Annotated in this window: 15 protein-coding genes; 6 read left to right on the forward strand and 9 right to left on the reverse strand. The window is 65.4% G+C overall.

The features are described 5' to 3' along the window. Window positions 1-3: 3 nt before the first annotated feature. Both NC7_RS02620 and NC7_RS02625 read right to left on the reverse strand, forming a co-directional pair. Entirely contained in the window at window positions 4-669 is a 666-nt protein-coding gene (locus NC7_RS02620; RefSeq protein ID WP_067978244.1) for an O-methyltransferase, read from the reverse strand. Between the two features lie 36 nt (window positions 670-705). Then, window positions 706-1,404, reverse strand: a complete 699-nt coding sequence (locus tag NC7_RS02625) for an amino acid hydroxylase (protein WP_159372839.1) — start codon at window positions 1,402-1,404, stop codon at window positions 706-708. Between the two features lie 350 nt (window positions 1,405-1,754). Between NC7_RS02625 and NC7_RS02630 the strand changes: the two genes are divergently transcribed. The 4 genes from NC7_RS02630 (at window position 1,755) to NC7_RS02645 (ending at window position 6,292) form a co-directional block, all read left to right on the forward strand. Continuing rightward, window positions 1,755-2,744 (forward strand): methyltransferase, encoded by a 990-nt coding sequence (locus NC7_RS02630; protein WP_157101809.1) that lies wholly within the window; start codon window positions 1,755-1,757, stop codon window positions 2,742-2,744. A gap of 254 nt (window positions 2,745-2,998) precedes the next feature. Further along, window positions 2,999-4,078 carry an aminotransferase class I/II-fold pyridoxal phosphate-dependent enzyme gene (locus NC7_RS02635; protein WP_201449846.1) on the forward strand — a complete coding sequence of 360 codons (1,080 nt, stop codon included), beginning with the start codon at window positions 2,999-3,001 and terminating at the stop codon, window positions 4,076-4,078. 37 nt (window positions 4,079-4,115) lie between these two features. Next, entirely contained in the window at window positions 4,116-5,201 is a 1,086-nt protein-coding gene (gene hppD, locus NC7_RS02640; protein WP_067978251.1) for a 4-hydroxyphenylpyruvate dioxygenase, read from the forward strand. Continuing rightward, window positions 5,198-6,292: an alpha-hydroxy acid oxidase gene (locus NC7_RS02645; RefSeq protein WP_067978253.1), complete on the forward strand. Its 1,095-nt coding sequence runs from the start codon at window positions 5,198-5,200 to the stop codon at window positions 6,290-6,292. The genes hppD and NC7_RS02645 overlap by 4 nt, the downstream gene beginning before the upstream one ends. Here the strand turns inward: NC7_RS02645 and dnaB are convergent. From dnaB to rpsF, 5 genes are all read right to left on the reverse strand, one after another. Beyond that, the gene (gene dnaB / locus NC7_RS02650) at window positions 6,237-8,858 is read right to left on the reverse strand and encodes a replicative DNA helicase (RefSeq protein WP_067978254.1); all 2,622 of its coding nucleotides are present in this window, start codon (window positions 8,856-8,858) and stop codon (window positions 6,237-6,239) included. The genes NC7_RS02645 and dnaB overlap by 56 nt on opposite strands. Window positions 8,859-9,447: 589 nt before the next feature. Next, window positions 9,448-9,900, reverse strand: a complete 453-nt coding sequence (gene rplI, locus NC7_RS02655; RefSeq protein ID WP_067978256.1) for a 50S ribosomal protein L9 — start codon at window positions 9,898-9,900, stop codon at window positions 9,448-9,450. A 17-nt stretch (window positions 9,901-9,917) separates the two neighbouring features. Continuing rightward, window positions 9,918-10,169, reverse strand: a complete 252-nt coding sequence (gene rpsR, locus NC7_RS02660; RefSeq protein WP_067497238.1) for a 30S ribosomal protein S18 — start codon at window positions 10,167-10,169, stop codon at window positions 9,918-9,920. A gap of 32 nt (window positions 10,170-10,201) precedes the next feature. Further along, window positions 10,202-10,756: a single-stranded DNA-binding protein gene (locus NC7_RS02665; protein ID WP_067978258.1), complete on the reverse strand. Its 555-nt coding sequence runs from the start codon at window positions 10,754-10,756 to the stop codon at window positions 10,202-10,204. Between the two features lie 83 nt (window positions 10,757-10,839). Further along, window positions 10,840-11,127: a 30S ribosomal protein S6 gene (gene rpsF, locus NC7_RS02670; RefSeq protein ID WP_067497234.1), complete on the reverse strand. Its 288-nt coding sequence runs from the start codon at window positions 11,125-11,127 to the stop codon at window positions 10,840-10,842. 171 nt (window positions 11,128-11,298) lie between these two features. Here rpsF and NC7_RS02675 point away from each other — a divergent pair, with 171 nt between their 5' ends. After that, window positions 11,299-12,723, forward strand: a complete 1,425-nt coding sequence (locus NC7_RS02675; protein WP_157101810.1) for a glycosyltransferase family 87 protein — start codon at window positions 11,299-11,301, stop codon at window positions 12,721-12,723. 159 nt (window positions 12,724-12,882) lie between these two features. Here the strand turns inward: NC7_RS02675 and NC7_RS02680 are convergent, their stop codons facing one another. Continuing rightward, the gene (locus NC7_RS02680) at window positions 12,883-13,995 is read right to left on the reverse strand and encodes a DUF475 domain-containing protein (RefSeq protein ID WP_067978260.1); all 1,113 of its coding nucleotides are present in this window, start codon (window positions 13,993-13,995) and stop codon (window positions 12,883-12,885) included. A 71-nt stretch (window positions 13,996-14,066) separates the two neighbouring features. Continuing rightward, window positions 14,067-14,642 carry a TerD family protein gene (locus NC7_RS02685; RefSeq protein ID WP_067497229.1) on the reverse strand — a complete coding sequence of 192 codons (576 nt, stop codon included), beginning with the start codon at window positions 14,640-14,642 and terminating at the stop codon, window positions 14,067-14,069. A gap of 191 nt (window positions 14,643-14,833) precedes the next feature. Here NC7_RS02685 and NC7_RS02690 point away from each other — a divergent pair, with 191 nt between their 5' ends. Continuing rightward, complete coding sequence (locus NC7_RS02690; RefSeq protein WP_236573166.1) at window positions 14,834-16,051, forward strand: hypothetical protein; 1,218 nt, start codon at window positions 14,834-14,836, stop codon at window positions 16,049-16,051. The last annotated feature ends 37 nt before the right edge of the window (window positions 16,052-16,088 follow it).

Below are 16,088 nucleotides of genomic sequence, written 5' to 3' on the forward strand. Positions count from 1 at the left end.
GCGTTACCGCTTCACTGCGAAGGTGATGCCGTCGGCGAAGGGGAGCATGCTCAGCCAGACGCGATCGTCGGCGCCGATATGGCGATTGAAATCGCGCAACGCGACGGTGTCGGCATCGGCCGTACCTCCTTCGTCGGCCACCTTCCCCGACCACAGGACGTTGTCGACCAACAGGAGACCGCCTGGTCGCAGTAGCTCGAGCACCGCCTCGTAGTAGTCGATGTACCCGGGCTTGTCGGCGTCGATGAACGCGAGATCGAACGTGCCTGCGGCTTGCTCGTCCGTGAGGAGCGAGGCAAGGGTCGCACGGGCATCATCGATTCGGATGTCGACCCGGTCCGACAGTCCTGCCCGCTCGCAGTAGGTGCGGGCGACGGCCGCGAATTCGGGATCGACCTCACAGCCGATGACCAGTCCGTCGGCGGGAACGGCCAGTGCGATGGAGAGCAGACTGTAGCCGGTGTATACACCGATCTCGAGCGCTCTTCGGCAATTCACGGCGCGGGCGATCAGATTGATGAACTGGCCTTCTTCCGGCGACACCTGCATGTTCCGGTCGGGCCGTGCGGATGTTTCCGTTCGGATTTCCCGCAGTATTTGTGGTTCACGTAGCGAGACCTCGCGAACGTAGTCCTGAACTCGCTCGGTGACCTCGACCTGTATGCGCACTATTTACCCGTCCCTCGAGAATTAGTTTGCACTACGTTAAAATCGGTCCAAGCACGAACGCACTTCGGTTTCGATGTGTTCGAATGATTCGGCAACGTAGTAAAATGATTGACAAGTTTTGTCATTGATCTGCTGCGATAAGATGTCGGCTACATCGAAGGTGCGATGTTCGGCGTTGTCGAACGATCGCATCTCGGTCGCCGAGGAAAGCACCGCGGCGCCGTAGGCGCGCACGCCGCCGTTCTCGATGATCAACCCGGTCTCCATGGTGAACCAGAACAGGCTCGCGATCCGGGTGAACTCGGTATCGGATTCGGTTCGGCTCGCTGCCTTGCCGAAGCTGCGATACAGCTGGGCGATCAATGGGTCGCCGAGAATGGCGGCGTGACCGATCAGGTCGTGGACGAGGTCTGGTTCCGACGTGTAATCGGGAGAATCAGCCGGTCGCAGGCCGGTGCTCGCGTGAAATATTCCGTCGGCGAAGGCGCAGAAGAAGTCTCTGCCGCTCGTCGCGGCTTCGGCCGCGGTCAACTCGAATCCGGTCAACCTCGTGAGCGTGTTCGATACTTCGTTCAGTCGCGGCACCCGTGTATTCGGCAGGTCGACCAACGAGGCGGCGGAATTGTAACGCTCGCACGCATATTTTTCGTGCAAGTCCGCAAGTTTGCTGTGGACTGATCCCCAAAACTGGTCCTGGGCAACAGAATACGCATCATGGCCCCCCTCGATGCTCACGCACTGGCCTGACTGATCACACAAAAAGACAGCACTTAGTGCAACCCCCCGATCTCTGAACCCTTCATGCGCGAGCGTAGCAGAGGTGAGCGTAAAGGACTACCCCACTGCGTTTTTCGTTTCGGCGCTCTCGGTGCGGTCGTCGAGGCGTCTGCGGCGCAGGCGAACTCGATGCGGCGATGAAGATCAGTTCTGCTCGGAATCCGCCCCATTGGGGTATAAAGGTCGGCGGGGACGTGGTCATCGCATCGGGCAATCCGGCGATGACGTCGACATGAGGGGGTGTCTTGACCGAATTGGAACGGCTGGTGGGCCGGGTAGCTGATCCCGTTGTGCGGCAGTATCTCTCGATGGCCGACGACAGTATCGTGGCGGTGCTGCCCTACGCGCTGGCCATCGCGGCGCGGCTCGACCTCGCCGATGCGTGCGCCTCCGATGGCTCGACGGTGGCTGAACTCGCGGACGCCACCGGATTCGACGTCGAACCGCTGACGAGTCTCATGGCGGCCCTCGCCGGGGCAGGGTTCTTCGCGCGCGACGATCGTGGCCGTTTCACCTGCACGGAGTTGGGAGCGGTCCTTGGCGCGCGGTCGGCGGTGTCCATGCGGGCGACCCTGTCCAATGTCGACACCTACCGGGCTTGGTTGCGCGCGGTGGACGCGGTGGGGGACGGCCGAGCACTGCCCGCAGCGTCGGGGGAAGCCTTCTTCTCCGACAAGGCACAGACCCGAGAGTCGCAGCAGGCTTTCAGCACTCGAATGCGAGAACGGAGCGAGCGCCTGTACAGCGGCGTGGCCAAGTTGCCGGTGTGGGGTGACGCGCACACCGTGTTGGACATCGGCGGTGGTACCGGCACTGTGCTCGCGGCAGTCCTGTGTGCCCAGCCCCACCTGAACGGCATATTGTTCGATCTCGACCCGGTGATCGACCTGGCGGCGACGCGATCCCCACTCGACCAGGTCCGAGCCAGATGCGCACTGGTGACCGGCAGCTTCTTCGAAGAGCTTCCAGAAAACGCCGACACCCATTTGCTGTGCAGTGTTCTGCACGACTGGGACGACGACAAGGCCGAGGACATACTGCGCGCGAGTGCACGGGCACTCCCGCCAGGCGGGCGTGTGCTGGTTTGTGAGCTCATCCTGCCGGAGACGGGTGAACCCGATCCCGCGCACTGGAGCGACCTCGGCATGCTCATGCTGCTCGGCGGCCGGGAACGCGGCCTGTCCGATTTCGACAAGCTGTTCGCCGCCGCCGGACTGATGCGCACCCGGGTGCTGCCGGTCGGCATCTTCAGTCTCATCGAGGCAACCCCGGCAGCGCAGGCCGCGAGGGTCACCTGATGCCGCCGTCCGCTGGCGTGGGTGTGGGAGCAGCCCTGCGTCTGTCCGATCTGCATGGCAGCGTCGCCGACCCGGTGCTGGACACGATGAACTTCCTCAACGAGGTGACCGCGAGTCACCCCGATGCCATCTCGTTCGCTCCTGGACGGCCGTATGACGGATTCTTCGACACCGAACAGTTCTTCACCCATATTCGCCGCTACCTCGATCATCTCGCTGCGCGTGGTTGGTCACCCGAGCAGGTTCGCGGCGCGATGTTCCAGTACGGACCATCCGCCGGGGTGATTCGCGAACTCATCGCCGACTCGCTCGCCATCGATGAAGGCATGGTGGTCGCGCCCGAGTCGATCGTGGTGACCGTGGGGTGCCAGGAGGCGATGTTCATCACCGTGCGCGCGCTGATGCGCGATCCCGACGACGTGCTGGTGGTTTCCAGCCCGTGCTACATGGGGATCATCGGAGCGGCCAAGCTGCTCGATGTCGACGTGGTCGCAGTCCCCGAACGCGCGGGCGGGCTCGCGTGCGCGGACTTGGCGACCACGATCTCGGACCTACGTAGGCGAGGACGGCGTGCCCGCGTCGTCTACGTGATGCCCGACCACGCCAACCCATCGGGCACGACCATGTCCCGCCCCGCACGCGACGAATTGCTCGCCCTGGCCGACCAGCTCGACCTGATCATCCTGGAGGACAGCCCGTATCGGCTGGTCAGCCCCGGCGTTCAACTGCCCACATTGAAGTCGCTCGACCGGCACCGCCGAGTCGTTCACCTCGGCTCATACGCCAAGAGCCTGTTTCCAGGTGCCAGGGTCGGTTATGCCGTGGCCGACCAGCCGGTGCTGAGGGACGGGGGCGGCGCAGGCCTGCTGGCCGACGAACTGGCCAAGATCAAGAGCATGGTCACCGTGAACACCTCGGCGCTGAGTCAAGCCGCGGTCGCCGGTGCGCTGCTGGCCACCGGCGGCCGGGTCTCTCAACTGAACACCGAGACCGCCGAGCATTACGGCGACATGATGCGGGCAACCCTGGACGGCCTCGAATCCATCTTTCCCGCCGAGCGGAGAGCCCGGCTCGGCGTCACGTGGAATGCGCCGAGCGGCGGCTTCTTCCTCACCCTGCGGGTGCCGTTCCGCGCGGACAACGCCGCGCTCGATCGGTCCGCGCGCGACTTCGCCGTCATTTGGACACCGATGACCTACTTCCACCCGGATGGCGGGGGCGAACGCGCCATCCGGCTCTCGACGAGCTATCTGACGCCGGCGAACGTGGACGAAGGACTACATCGACTCGCCGATTTCATCGAGTCAGAAGTCGCAAGCACGCGACTCGGCTGACTCCGTACGCTGGAGAAGCACTATGGGGGTTCCGCACATGGAGATCCGATCGATCGATCATGTCGAGTTGTTCGTCGCCGATGCGGAGGCGGCAGCCGCGCTGCTGTGCGACCGCTTGGGCTTCGTCGTGGCCGGTCGCGGTGACGCGACAACCGGTCTGCGCGGTTGCGTGACGGTGCTGCTGCGCCAAGGGGAGATCGCACTGCTGATCACCGCCGCCACCAGCCCCGACCATCGTGCGGCAGAGTACGTCGAACGGCATGGTGACGGCGTCGGCGTGATCGCGGTACGGGTCGACGACGCGCGAGCCGCCTTCGCGGCAGCAGTCGAGCACGGCGCTGTCCCGGTAGCCCCTGCGGCGACGTTCGGTCCGGCGGGTGCCGCCGTCACTTTCGCGTCGGTGATCGGCTTCGGCGACGTGGAACACCGCTTCGTCTCCCGCGATCTCCCCGATGGCCCCTTCGTTCCCGCGATCGAGGAGTCAGCCAGGGAACGCGGGGACGATGCGTTGTTCACCCGAATCGATCACCTCGCCATATGCGTGCCTGCCGGCGCCCTCGCCGATGTGGTCCTGCGATACCAGGAGATCTTCGGGTTGCGGCAGATATTCGAGGAGCGGATCAGCGTCGGGTCGCAAGCCATGAACTCGGCGGTCGTCCAGAGCGCCTCCGAACGGTTGACGCTCACCATCCTCGAGCCCGATATCACCCGCGACCCAGGCCAGATCGACTCGTTCATCACGGCCCACGGAGGCGCGGGCGTACAGCACATCGCGTTCCTCACCGACGATATTCTGGAGGCGGTGCCGACGAGTACTGCCCGAGGCGTGCGTTTCCTCGCCACTCCGTCGACCTATTACGACATGCTCACTCAACGCGTCGGGCCGCTCGACACTCCGGTCGATCATCTCCGCGAACTCAACGTTTTGGCCGATCGTGACCATTCGGGCATAGTGCTCCAGATCTTCACCGAGTCGTGGCACTCGCGGCGCACGCTGTTCTACGAACTCATCGATCGGCGGGGCGCGCACAGCTTCGGCAGCAACAACATCCATGCCCTCTACGCGGCAGTGGAACGTCAGCGGACGACCGAACCTGAACTCGGAGCGCGGGAGCCGCGATGAGGCTGACCCTCAGCGACTTCGCGTCGTCGGCCGAAGCGGTGCTCGCGCCCGAGGTGTGGGACTTCTTCGAGGGCGGTGCAGGCGAGGAGCGGACGTTGGCGGCCAACGTGGATGCCTTCGACCGACTGTGGCTGCGGCCGCTCGTCCTGCGCGGGGTCGGTCGTCCGGAGACCGCGACCACGATTCTCGGTCGCCGATGGGACGCACCGGTCGCGGTGGCGCCCCTCGCCTACCAGACGCTCGCGCACGCGGATGGTGAGCTCGCGACGGTGCGTGGGATCGCCGCCGCGGCCGACGTGCCAGTGGTGATCAGTACTTTCGCCGGACGCGGTATAGATGAACTCGCGGGGATCGGCGGGGAACTGTGGCTCCAGGTCTACTGCCTGCGCGAACGCGCGATTACGCGTCGACTCATCGAACGCGCGGTGGACGCCGGGTTCGCGGCTCTCGTGTTGACCGTCGACACCCCGCACATGGGTCGGCGGCTGCGCGATCTGCGCAATGGTTTCCGCCTGCCGATCGGTGTGCGTCCGGCGAACCTCACCGGCGCCGATTTCGCGAATCCAGCCGAGCATGCGAAGGCTGAGTTCGATCATGGACTCGATTGGTCCGTGGTCGACTGGTTGCGCTCGGTCAGCCCGCTGCCGATTCTGCTCAAAGGCGTCATGACCGACATCGACGCCGTCCGGGCGGTCGACGCGGGAGCGGACGGGATCATCGTGTCCAACCACGGCGGCCGACAACTCGACGGCGTACCCGCGACTCTCGCCGTGCTGCCCGAGATTGCCGACGCGGTGTCGGGGCGCGTCCCGGTCCTGCTCGACGGCGGCATTCGACGTGGCCGAGACGTGCTCGCCGCGCTGGCGCTCGGCGCCGACGCGGTCCTGCTCGGCCGTCCGATCCTGCATGGCCTCGCTGTCGACGGGAGCCGAGGCGTAACCGACGTGCTGCGGATCGTGCTCGACGAACTGACCGATGCGATGGCCCTCGCCGGTCTCCGCAGCATCGCGGATGTCGGCCCCGACCTCGTCCGACTCAGCCGCGGGCCATATCCACGAACCGGCTCAAATGCAGCTGGTGGGCAACGGTGATCGTCGCGGTCGGGCCGTTACGGTGCTTGCCGACGATGAGGTCGGCCTCGCCGCCGCGCGGGTCGTCGCGTTCGAAGGCATCGGGGCGGTGCAGCAGGATGACCATGTCGGCGTCCTGCTCGAGCGAACCGGACTCGCGGAGGTCGGACACCATCGGACGCTTGTCCGTTCGCTGTTCGGGACCACGGTTCAGCTGCGAAATAGCGATAACGGGAACTTCGAGTTCCTTCGCGAGCAGCTTGAGGTGTCGCGAGAATTCCGAGACTTCCTGCTGACGGGATTCGACCTTCTTACCCGAACTCATCAGCTGCAGGTAGTCCACCACAACAAGTTTCAGGTCATGGCGCTGCTTGAGCCGCCGCGCCTTGGCCCGGATCTCCATCATCGTCAAGTTCGGTGAATCGTCGACGAACAGCGGCGCCTCACTGATCTCACTCATCCGCCGAGCCAGCTTCGTCCAGTCGTCATCACTCATCCGCCCCGAACGCATATCGCCCAGCTTGATTTTCGCCTCGGCCGAGAGCAGACGCATGACAATCTCGGTCCGGCTCATCTCGAGCGAGAAAATAACACTGGCCATGCCGTGCTTGATCGAGCAACTGCGCATGAAATCCATGCCCAGCGTCGAGTTGTGAGTCGGGACCATGGAGCGACCGGCCAGATAGAGATGGTCGGCATTGTCGACTTCCACGCATCGGACCGGAACGGAATCGATGCGACGCACATCGATGATATAACGGGAATTCGAGCGGGCGGCGTTGCGAGCCGCACGACGTTCCTTGTGTAGCAGGGCTTTCCGGTACAGCCCGAAGACCTCGTCCTCGGTGGCGAAAGTGAGGGTGAAGCACGTCGACGACTCTTCCGACCGTCCGCGAACACGCTTGGTCGATACACCGCAGCGGTAGCCCAGCCCGACGACGAGTTCCTGCACATCACGGAACAGTCGTTCGCTGGTGACCGCGAACTGCACCGAACCGCCATGGGTGACGGTGCCGTCGGTGTCGAGCAGACCGGCCAGCAGGGCTCGGCGCTGGCCCTCCGACGCACGCAGATAGGACATCGGAATGTGCTTGTCGCCCAAGACACCGAGCGTCCGCAGGCGGGCCTGCACACTACCGACGGTGTTGCGGCACGCCTGGCACAAACGCAGACCGATGGAAGGGCCACCGCAGTTCGCACAGGTGGGTGCCGGAACGGGCGCGGAGATGAACCGCGCCTTACCACCGCAGGAGCGCCCGCAGGTGCGAACTTCACTGGTGAACGGGACGAATTCGGTGCCACACACCACGCACTCGCGCGGCGCGACGGGCTCATCTGCGGGCAACGTCAACTGGAAGCGCCATCGTGCCGACTGGGACGGGACCGCGACGATGCCCTCGGCTTCGATGCGCGCGACGATTTCGGGGTCGACGCTGGTGATCTGTGCCGCAGCTGCGGTTCCGTCGCCCAACCATGCGCCGAGGGTGTACGGCGGGACGAGCAGGTTTCTTGCGGGGAGTTGCAACGGTGCCGCGTTCGTGATCGAGTGGTTGATCCGCCGGTCCGCGGTGTCGCAGCGCAGTGTTCGCGCGATCTCGGCCGTGGTGCGGACCGCGGCGAAGGTCCGCTGGGTGCCGCCTCGCGCTGCCTCTCGCGCGGAACGTCGTGAAGCACGGGTTTCGGTAAGCCACTGGTGCTGTTCGTCCGCGATGAGGACGGTGCCGTCGGAGAACTCGACCTCGTAGCAGGGACGGTCGGTCATGACTTCGGTCGCCGCGACGACGCGCGTCGGATTCCCCTGCGCATCGAGCAATTCGTCGCCAACGCGGACCTCGTCCATCGTGGTCCACCCGCTGGGGGTCGGCAGCGGCGTATCGAGCGCCAGCGCCTTACCCACGCCTGGTCGCGCGGCCACGATGATCATCTGACCCGGGTGCAACCCGTTGGTGAGTTCGTCCAGTTCGGTGAAGCCGGTGGGGACGCCGAGGGAGATTCCGCCTCGGGAGGCGATGGAGTCGATTTCGTCCATTGTCGGCTGGAGGAGTTCCTCGAGGGGGGTGAAGTCCTCGGTGGTCCGGCGTTCGGTGACCTCGTAGATCTCGGCCTGGGCGCGGTCGACGACCTCGGCGACGTCTTGGCCGTCGGCGCCCGCGTAGCCGAACTGGACGATGCGGGTGCCTGCTTCGACGAGGCGGCGCAGGATGGCCTTCTCGGCGACGATCTCGGCGTAGAAGCCCGCGTTGGCGGCGGTGGGGACGGTTTGGGTGAGGGTGACCAGGTAGGCGGGTCCGCCGATGCGCTTGAGTTCGCCTCGGCGGTCGAGACCGGCGGCGACGGTGACCGGGTCGGCGGGTTCGCCTCGGCCGTAGAGGTCAAGGATGGTGTCGTAGACGGCCTGGTGGGCGGGCCGGTAGAAGTCGCCGGGGCGCAGCACCTCGACCACGTCGGCGATGGCGTCCTTGCTGAGCAGCATGCCGCCGAGGACGGACTGTTCGGCGGCCATGTCGTGCGGGGGCTGACGGCCGAAGTCCTCGCCGGGGGGCTCGGGGGGAAACTCGGTATGCGCGCGGTCACCGGTGGTAGTCACCTGAGTCGACCGTCCTCTCTGCCCGCAGAACCGGGGGTTTCACATCGATGTACTCGTTGTACTCCCGGGCACCGACACGAGCGCCAGCAATCGGTTCCCTGCACGGTTCCCGGGGGCGCGTGCACCGGCGTTGCGACGAACCTAGGCGACGTTTTCGAGCCACGCCAAACCGACATGTGCACACAACTGTGGATAACTTGGGGGTAGTTCACCTGTTGTTGTGCAGGGCCTGTGGAAAACGTGGGGAAAACCCAGGTCAGTGCGGTAGAACGCCCTGATAGATCGTGCTTTACCAGACTTCGGCCCTGTGGATTAAAGAAGTTGCGGCGTGTCGTCGAACGTGAACAACCGGGCGTGTTGGGTAAACAGCGGGAGTTCACGTTATGACCGGCATCACAATTCTGCCGGTCGGTTTCCTCGGTCATCCACAGGCTGAATAACAGGAGGTCAGGCAGTTGCCGACTGTGGGCTGGATTACCCGACCGCAACGGACCGGAACATCGGCTACTCGCCAGCTATCGGAAAATCACCCTGCGAGAGGGCAGCAGAAACCACCCCCGCGACAACACGGGGGTGGTTTCCGGCGAAACTAGTTCGCAGCGACCTCGAGGTCGAACTTGGCAACCACATCGGGGTGCAGGTGCACCGCGATGCCGTGCTTGCCGGTCGCCTTGATGTGCGACTTCGGCAGCTCGATGCTGCGCTTGTCGACCACGGGGCCACCGGCGGCCTTGATGGCCGAGGCCACGTCGGCGGTGGTGACCGAACCGAACAGCTTGCCACTGTCGGCGGTCTTCACGGCCAGCGAGACACCGGTCAGGCCTTCGATGGCCTGCTTCAGCTCGTTGGCGTGATCCAGGTCGCGCACCTTGCGGGCGTCCTGGGCGCGGCGGATGCCTTCGACCTGCTTCTGGGCGCCACGGGTGGCCGGGATGGCCAGGCCGCGAGGCAGCAGGAAGTTGCGGCCGTAGCCGTCCTTGACCTCGACAAGGTCGCCGGGGGCGCCGAGATTGTCGACATCAGCAGTGAGGATGAGCTTCATCTGTCCGACTCCCTTTCTCAGCGAGCAGTCGACACGTAAGGCAGCAGAGCCACCTCACGCGAGTTCTTGACGGCAACGGCGATGTCACGCTGGTGCTGCACGCAGTTGCCGGTGACGCGGCGGGCGCGGATCTTGCCGCGATCGCTCACGTACTTACGCAGCAGCGTGGTGTCCTTGTAATCGATATTGACGATTCCGGACTTGCTTTCCTTGCAGAAAGCGCAGGCCTTCTTCTTCAGTACCTTTTCGCGCGCGGGCGCTTTAGGCATGGTTTTCTCTCCGTACTATGAGTGCCGTTCGATCAGAACGGCGGTTCGTCATCCATGCGGCCGCCGCCCCCGAAGGAACCGGCCGCGGGCGCGCTACCCCACGGGTCGTCGTCCCCGGCATTGCCTGCCGGGCGTCCGCCACCACTGTTGGCGTTGTAGCCGCCTGCGCTTCCACCACCGGCATTACCGGAACCACCACCGAAGCCACCGCCTCCGCCACCACGACCGGCCTTGGAGACCTTCGCGGTCGCGTACCGCAGCGACGGGCCGACCTCGTCGACCTCGAGTTCGACGACCGTGCGCTTCTCACCCTCGCGGGTTTCGTAGGAGCGCTGCTTGAGCCGTCCGCTCACGATCACACGAGCGCCTCGGGTCAGGCTTTCGGCGACGTTCTCCGCTGCTTCGCGCCAGATGTTGCAGCGCAGAAACAGCGCCTCGCCGTCTTTCCATTCGTTCGAATTGCGATCGAACACACGGGGAGTCGAAGCGACGGTGAAATTGGCCACCGCTGCGCCCGCGGGCGTGAAACGAAGCTCGGGGTCTGCCGTCAAGTTTCCGATGACGGTGATGACCGTGTCGCCTGCCATGGGGTTCCTCCTGCTCGGGGGTGCAGTCCACTTCCGGGATTTGCGCTGAGCCTAAAGCCAGGCTCCGACACAAAGGAGGTGAACTACTTGTCGTTGCGCAGAACCTTGGTGCGCAGCACCGTCTCGTTCAGGCCCAGCTGGCGGTCGAGCTCGCTCACGGTGGCCGGGGTCGCGGTCAGGTTGACGATCGCGTAGATGCCTTCGGCCTGCTTGGCGATTTCGTAGGCGAGCCGACGGCGGCCCCAGATGTCGACCTTGTCGAGCTTGCCGCCCTCGGTCTTCACGACCGAGAACAGATTATCCAGGGACTGCCCGACGATGCGCTCGTCCAGGCTGGGGTCGAGGATGACCATCACTTCATATTGACGCACGGACCAATCACCTCCTGTGGACTGGTAAACGGCCACGGACTTTCCGTGGCAGGAGGGTTCGTTGCGTCAGCAACCCGACAAGGCTACATGAGCCCCCGAGGGCGGACGAAACCGGTCGGCGCGGCGAGCGGTCGCCGGGTTCCGGCGCCGGTTCCCCTTAATGTGGTCGGCATGACCACGGCCGTACCGCAGCAGCATTCGGCACGCCGTGCGGCGACCGCCACGGCGCTGACCTTCCTCATCGTGCTGTTGTGCGGGCTCACCCTCGCCCTGGCCTACGCCAACAAGGCGCGCTGCGCGGGCGGGGCGATCGACGAGTCGGGCCGCAGCCTCGTCTTCGAGGAACGCAAGGACACCGCGGTCTGTTATTCGGATATCCAATTCCTGTGGCTCGGCCGCGATATCGACAATCACGTTTTCCCGTATGTCGACGGTGCGATCACCGAGGACGGCGCGCTCACCGGTGGCGCCGTCGAGTACCCGGTGCTGAGCGGCCTGCTGATGTGGGCGGGCGCGATCGGCGTCACCAACGACGCCGACTTCCTGTGGCATTCGGCGCTGCTGCTCACCCCGTTCGCCCTGCTCACCGCCTGGATGCTGGCGCGCATGGCAGGTCCGGCGGCCCTGCTGTGGGCGATCGGGCCGCCGCTGGTGCTCTACGCCTTCCACAACTGGGAACTGCCGGTGGTGTGCACGGCGGTGGCGGCGATCTACGTGACCACGATGCTGACCGGCTTGTCGGTGCGGACCAGGGGCATCATCGCCGCGGTCCTGCTCGCGCTCGGCTTCTGCCTGAAGATCTATCCCGGGATCTTCGTGCTGCCCCTGGCCTGCTACGTCCTCACCGAAGGTGCGCCGCGCGACGGGCGCCGGTTGCGTGAACTCGATGTGGCCGGTGCGTCGCAGACGTTGCTCGCGGCGATGGCGACGGTGGTCGCGGTGAACCTGCCGTTCGTCGTCGCGGGCGTGGAGGGCTGGCGCGCCTCGATCACCTTCCAGCAGATGCGCCAGGCCGACATCACCACCAATTCGATCTGGTACTGGGGTCATCAGGCGTTGTTCGGTCGGACCGCCGACACCTCGGCGAGCTGGCACACCATGGTCTCGGCGGTCTCACCGCTGCTGATCTTCGCGTCGTTCGTGCTGGCCCTGTGGCTCGGTTACCGCCGCTGGACCCCGGCCTCGGCCTTCCCCTGGGTGGGCGTGAGCGGCGCGATGCTCGCCGGTTTCCTGCTTTTCCACAAGGTGCACTCACCCCAGTACACCCTGTGGATAATTCCCTTCCTCGTCCTGCTCGAGGTCCCGTGGACGCTGATCGCCGGATACCTGATCGCCGACATCGCGGTCGGCGTCGGCGTCTTCCGCTACTTCGCCGCCATGGGCGCGGGGGAGAACGTGCACCTCATGGAGGGCATCGTCCAGTTCGGCGTGTGGACTCGCGTCGTGCTGCTCACGGTCCTGTTCTTCGTGTTCCTGTGGGTACCGCCACGACGGTCGGCCGGTCAGTCGGCCAGTCTCTCCACCCCGGACCTCGCGACCTCGGCCAGCAGATCCAAAGCCTCCACCTCGGAGGGAACCAAGGTCGTCAGATCGTAGCCACCGACTTCCTCGTGCCAGTGGATCTGAAGGAATGTTCGGTGTCCGGTCGGAAGTCGGTCTCGTGCCGGTTCTGCTGCGGGCCATTTGCTCTGCCCGACCCGAAAACAACAGTGGCGGCGGATCCGTCGGGGATCCGCCGCCACTGGGACACCGCGCCTAGACCGACGCGGGTTCCTTGCTGTCTTCGATCGCGTCCGGCTCGCCCTTGCGGTTGCGCAGCAGCGAGCTGATGAACGCCGCGCCGATGAACGCCACGCCGACCAGGCCGGTGATGACCTCGTTGACGTGCACACCGATCGACACGAGCAGGATCGCCGCCAGCGCGCCGATGGCCCAGTGCGCGCCGTGCTCGAGGTACACGTAGTCGCCGAGCGTGCCCTGGCGGACCAGGTACACCGTGATCGACCGGACGAACATCGCGCCGATGAGGCCGAGGCCGAGCGCGATGATGATCGGGTCGGAGGTGATGGCGAACGCGCCGATCACGCCGTCGAAGGAGAACGACGCGTCGAGCACTTCCAGGTAGAGGAACAGGAAGAACGCGGCCTTACCGGTCGCCTTGACCAGCGTGGACGGGCCACCCTGCGGACCCTCTTCGAACTCCTCGGTGTGGAACATCGAACCGAGTCCGTCGACGAGGATGTAGACGATCATGCCGAGCAGACCCGCCACCAGCACGGTCGAGCGGTCGTCGTCGGCGGCGAGGAACTCCGCGACCAGCACCAGGCCGGTGCCCGCGACGACCACGGAGAGCATGTCGAGCTTGCCCGCCTTGGCCAGGGGCTTCTCCAGCCAGCTCAGCCAGGTGATCTCACGCTCTTCGAAGATGAAGTTCAGGAACAGCAGCGCCAGGAACATGCCGCCGAACGCCGCGATCTGCGGGTGGGCGTCGGTGAGCAGGGTCTCGTAACTGGGACGGCTCGGGTCGTTGTCGAAGTACGGGGCGTCGTTCGGGGGCGGGTTCAGTGCCAGGTCGAACGCCTCGATCGGGTTGAGTCCGGCGGTGACCCACACGATGGCCAGCGGGAACACCAGACGCATACCGAACACGGCGATGAGGATGCCGACCGTCAGGAAGATCCGCTGCCAGAACTCGCTCATCCGCTCGAGCACGGTGGCGTTGATGACGGCGTTGTCGAACGACAGCGACACCTCGAGGATGCCGAGGATCGCACACAGCAGCAGTGCGGTCATGCCGCCGTAGAGATAGGCCACGACCAGCGAGATCACCGTCACGATGATGGACAGGCCGAAGATGCGCGTAATCACGCGGAGGGACCTTTCTGTGTCACACGAACAGGGGGACCGGTGATCACCGAGCCCCCTGTTCGCAATGGTGACTAGACGTTGACGCCGTAGTCGCGGGCGATACCGGCCAGGCCGGAGGCGTAGCCCTGACCGATGGCGCGGAACTTCCATTCGGCACCGTTGCGGTACAGCTCACCGAAGACCATAGCCGTCTCGGTGGAGGCGTCCTCGGACAGGTCGTAGCGGGCGAGCTCGGTGCCGTTGGCGCGGTCGACCACGCGGATGTAGGCGTTGCGCACCTGGCCGAACGACTGCTGGCGGGTCTCCGCGTCGTAGATCGAGACCGGGAAGAAGATGCTCTCGATGGTGGGCGGGGTGTTGGCCAGGTCGACGTTGATGACCTCGTCGTCGCCCTCGCCCTCACCGGTGGTGTTGTCACCGGCGTGCTCGATGGCGCCTTCGGGGGACTTCAGGTTGTTGAAGAACACGAAGTGCTTGTCGGACACGACCTTCTTGTCGGCGCCGGTCGCGATGGCGCTGGCGTCGAGGTCGAAGTCGGTGCCGGTGGTGGTGCGCACGTCCCAGCCGAGGCCGACCGCGACCGCGGTCAGGTTCGGGGCCTCTTTGGTCAGCGAGACATTGCCGCCCTTGGACAGACTGACACCCATGCGGGAATCCCTTCGGTTAGTCCGGTGTGTCGTTTCCCAGCATGTCCGAATCGCCGGGTACCGCTACGACAGTAATAGGTTTCGGCGAACTTGCGTAGGAACAACCGAGAGCCCTGGTAGCGAGGGCGAATCTCCTACGATCGGGACAGCGGGCGGGTGACCGCTGCGTGGTTCGGAAAGGGGATACGCCGGTGACACCTCGCAGACGCGGATGGTTCAGGTCGGGGGCGGACAATGCGTGGATCGGTGGGGCGCGGGCCGCGACGGCCTCCGCCTTCCTCGACATGGATCGCAGGCAGACGGCGGCGGAGGCGGGTGTGGCGGCGAGCGAGCAGGTGTTCCCCGAGCGCCACGTCGGCGCCGTGTGGGAGCCGGTCCGCGCGCGGTGCTACGCCGCCTCGGGCGCGTACCTGAGCTTCACCGACGAACTCGACAGCGCCGAGGCCGCAGGCACCGCGATCACCGACGGTCCGGCCAGGGCCGACGCCCTGGTCCGTCAGCTCGCCGACGCCGCGCGCGGGGTCGACGAGTTCTATCACGCGCATCGGGCGGGACTCGAGCACGCGGCGAGCGTCCGGGCGTCGGTGCCGCAGTTGCTCACGCAGGTGCGAACCGAGGCCGCCGAGGAGCTCGCTACCGCCGAGTCCTCGGAGTACGCCTCCTACCCTTCGGTGGCTTCGGGGGTGCGGAAATTGAATGAGGTACTGGTCACAGCCGCTGCGGTCGATCCTGGCACCGCTGTCGCGGCCGCGCGGGAGGCCGCGACGGAGGTCAGGCAGGCGTGTCTGGAATTGCGGGAAGCGTTGGCGCAGGCGCCTTCTCGTGCGACCGCCGCGACCAATGCGTTGGCCTCGGTGACCACCCGACTGGCGGCGGTGCGCAACCGCGCCGACGCGCTCGGGCCCGCCTACTCGGCCTTGCTCCGCGAGTTCAACGCTGCGAGTTCGGCGGATCTGACCAACAATGAACGCGAAAGCCGACGCGGTATCGAGGCCGCGGACGCGGCGCTGGTTCGCGCGCGTGTCGCGGCTGCCGATCGCGACCCGGAGACCGCCCTTGATCTGACCGCAACCGCGCGCGAACACCTCGCCGAGTCCGAACAGCTCGTCGATGCCGTCACTCGACGGCTGGAGTTGTTGCGCGAGGTACGTGCGGACCCCGAAGCGCAGCTGCGCACCGTACGATTCCGGCTGCGAGACGCGCAGATGCTCGCCGTCGATCGAGGACTGGTCGGCGAGTGGGGTTCGGTGCTCGATGCGCAAGCCGAACGCCTCGATCGCATAACGGCCGGACTGAGCGGTCGTCATCCAGACTATTGGGCGTATGTTTCTGAACTGCGAACCGTCGCGGAGTTCATCGCCGGAGTAGTCGATCGCATGCGAAAAACCGTAGGAACCGACAGTACTTAGGACCACAAGAGAAATGACACGGGTCGACGAATGAGGT

Origin of the sequence: Nocardia caishijiensis NBRC 108228, assembly GCF_001612825.1 — a bacterium.
Lineage (GTDB): Bacteria > Actinomycetota > Actinomycetes > Mycobacteriales > Mycobacteriaceae > Nocardia > Nocardia caishijiensis.

Excerpts from the sequence above, each read along its gene's own strand:
- rplI (WP_067978256.1), bottom strand. The coding sequence starts at position 9,900 with ATGAAGCTCATCCTCACTGCTGATGTCGACAATCTCGGCGCCCCCGGC.
- NC7_RS02635 (WP_201449846.1), top strand. The coding sequence starts at position 2,999 with ATGTTCCAGTACGGACCATCCGCCGGGGTGATTCGCGAACTCATCGCC.
- NC7_RS02675 (WP_157101810.1), top strand. The coding sequence starts at position 11,299 with ATGACCACGGCCGTACCGCAGCAGCATTCGGCACGCCGTGCGGCGACC.
- NC7_RS02630 (WP_157101809.1), top strand. The coding sequence starts at position 1,755 with ATGGCCGACGACAGTATCGTGGCGGTGCTGCCCTACGCGCTGGCCATC.
- NC7_RS02645 (WP_067978253.1), top strand. The coding sequence starts at position 5,198 with ATGAGGCTGACCCTCAGCGACTTCGCGTCGTCGGCCGAAGCGGTGCTC.
- hppD (WP_067978251.1), top strand. The coding sequence starts at position 4,116 with ATGGAGATCCGATCGATCGATCATGTCGAGTTGTTCGTCGCCGATGCG.
- NC7_RS02685 (WP_067497229.1), bottom strand. The coding sequence starts at position 14,642 with ATGGGTGTCAGTCTGTCCAAGGGCGGCAATGTCTCGCTGACCAAAGAG.
- rpsR (WP_067497238.1), bottom strand. The coding sequence starts at position 10,169 with ATGCCTAAAGCGCCCGCGCGCGAAAAGGTACTGAAGAAGAAGGCCTGC.
- NC7_RS02665 (WP_067978258.1), bottom strand. The coding sequence starts at position 10,756 with ATGGCAGGCGACACGGTCATCACCGTCATCGGAAACTTGACGGCAGAC.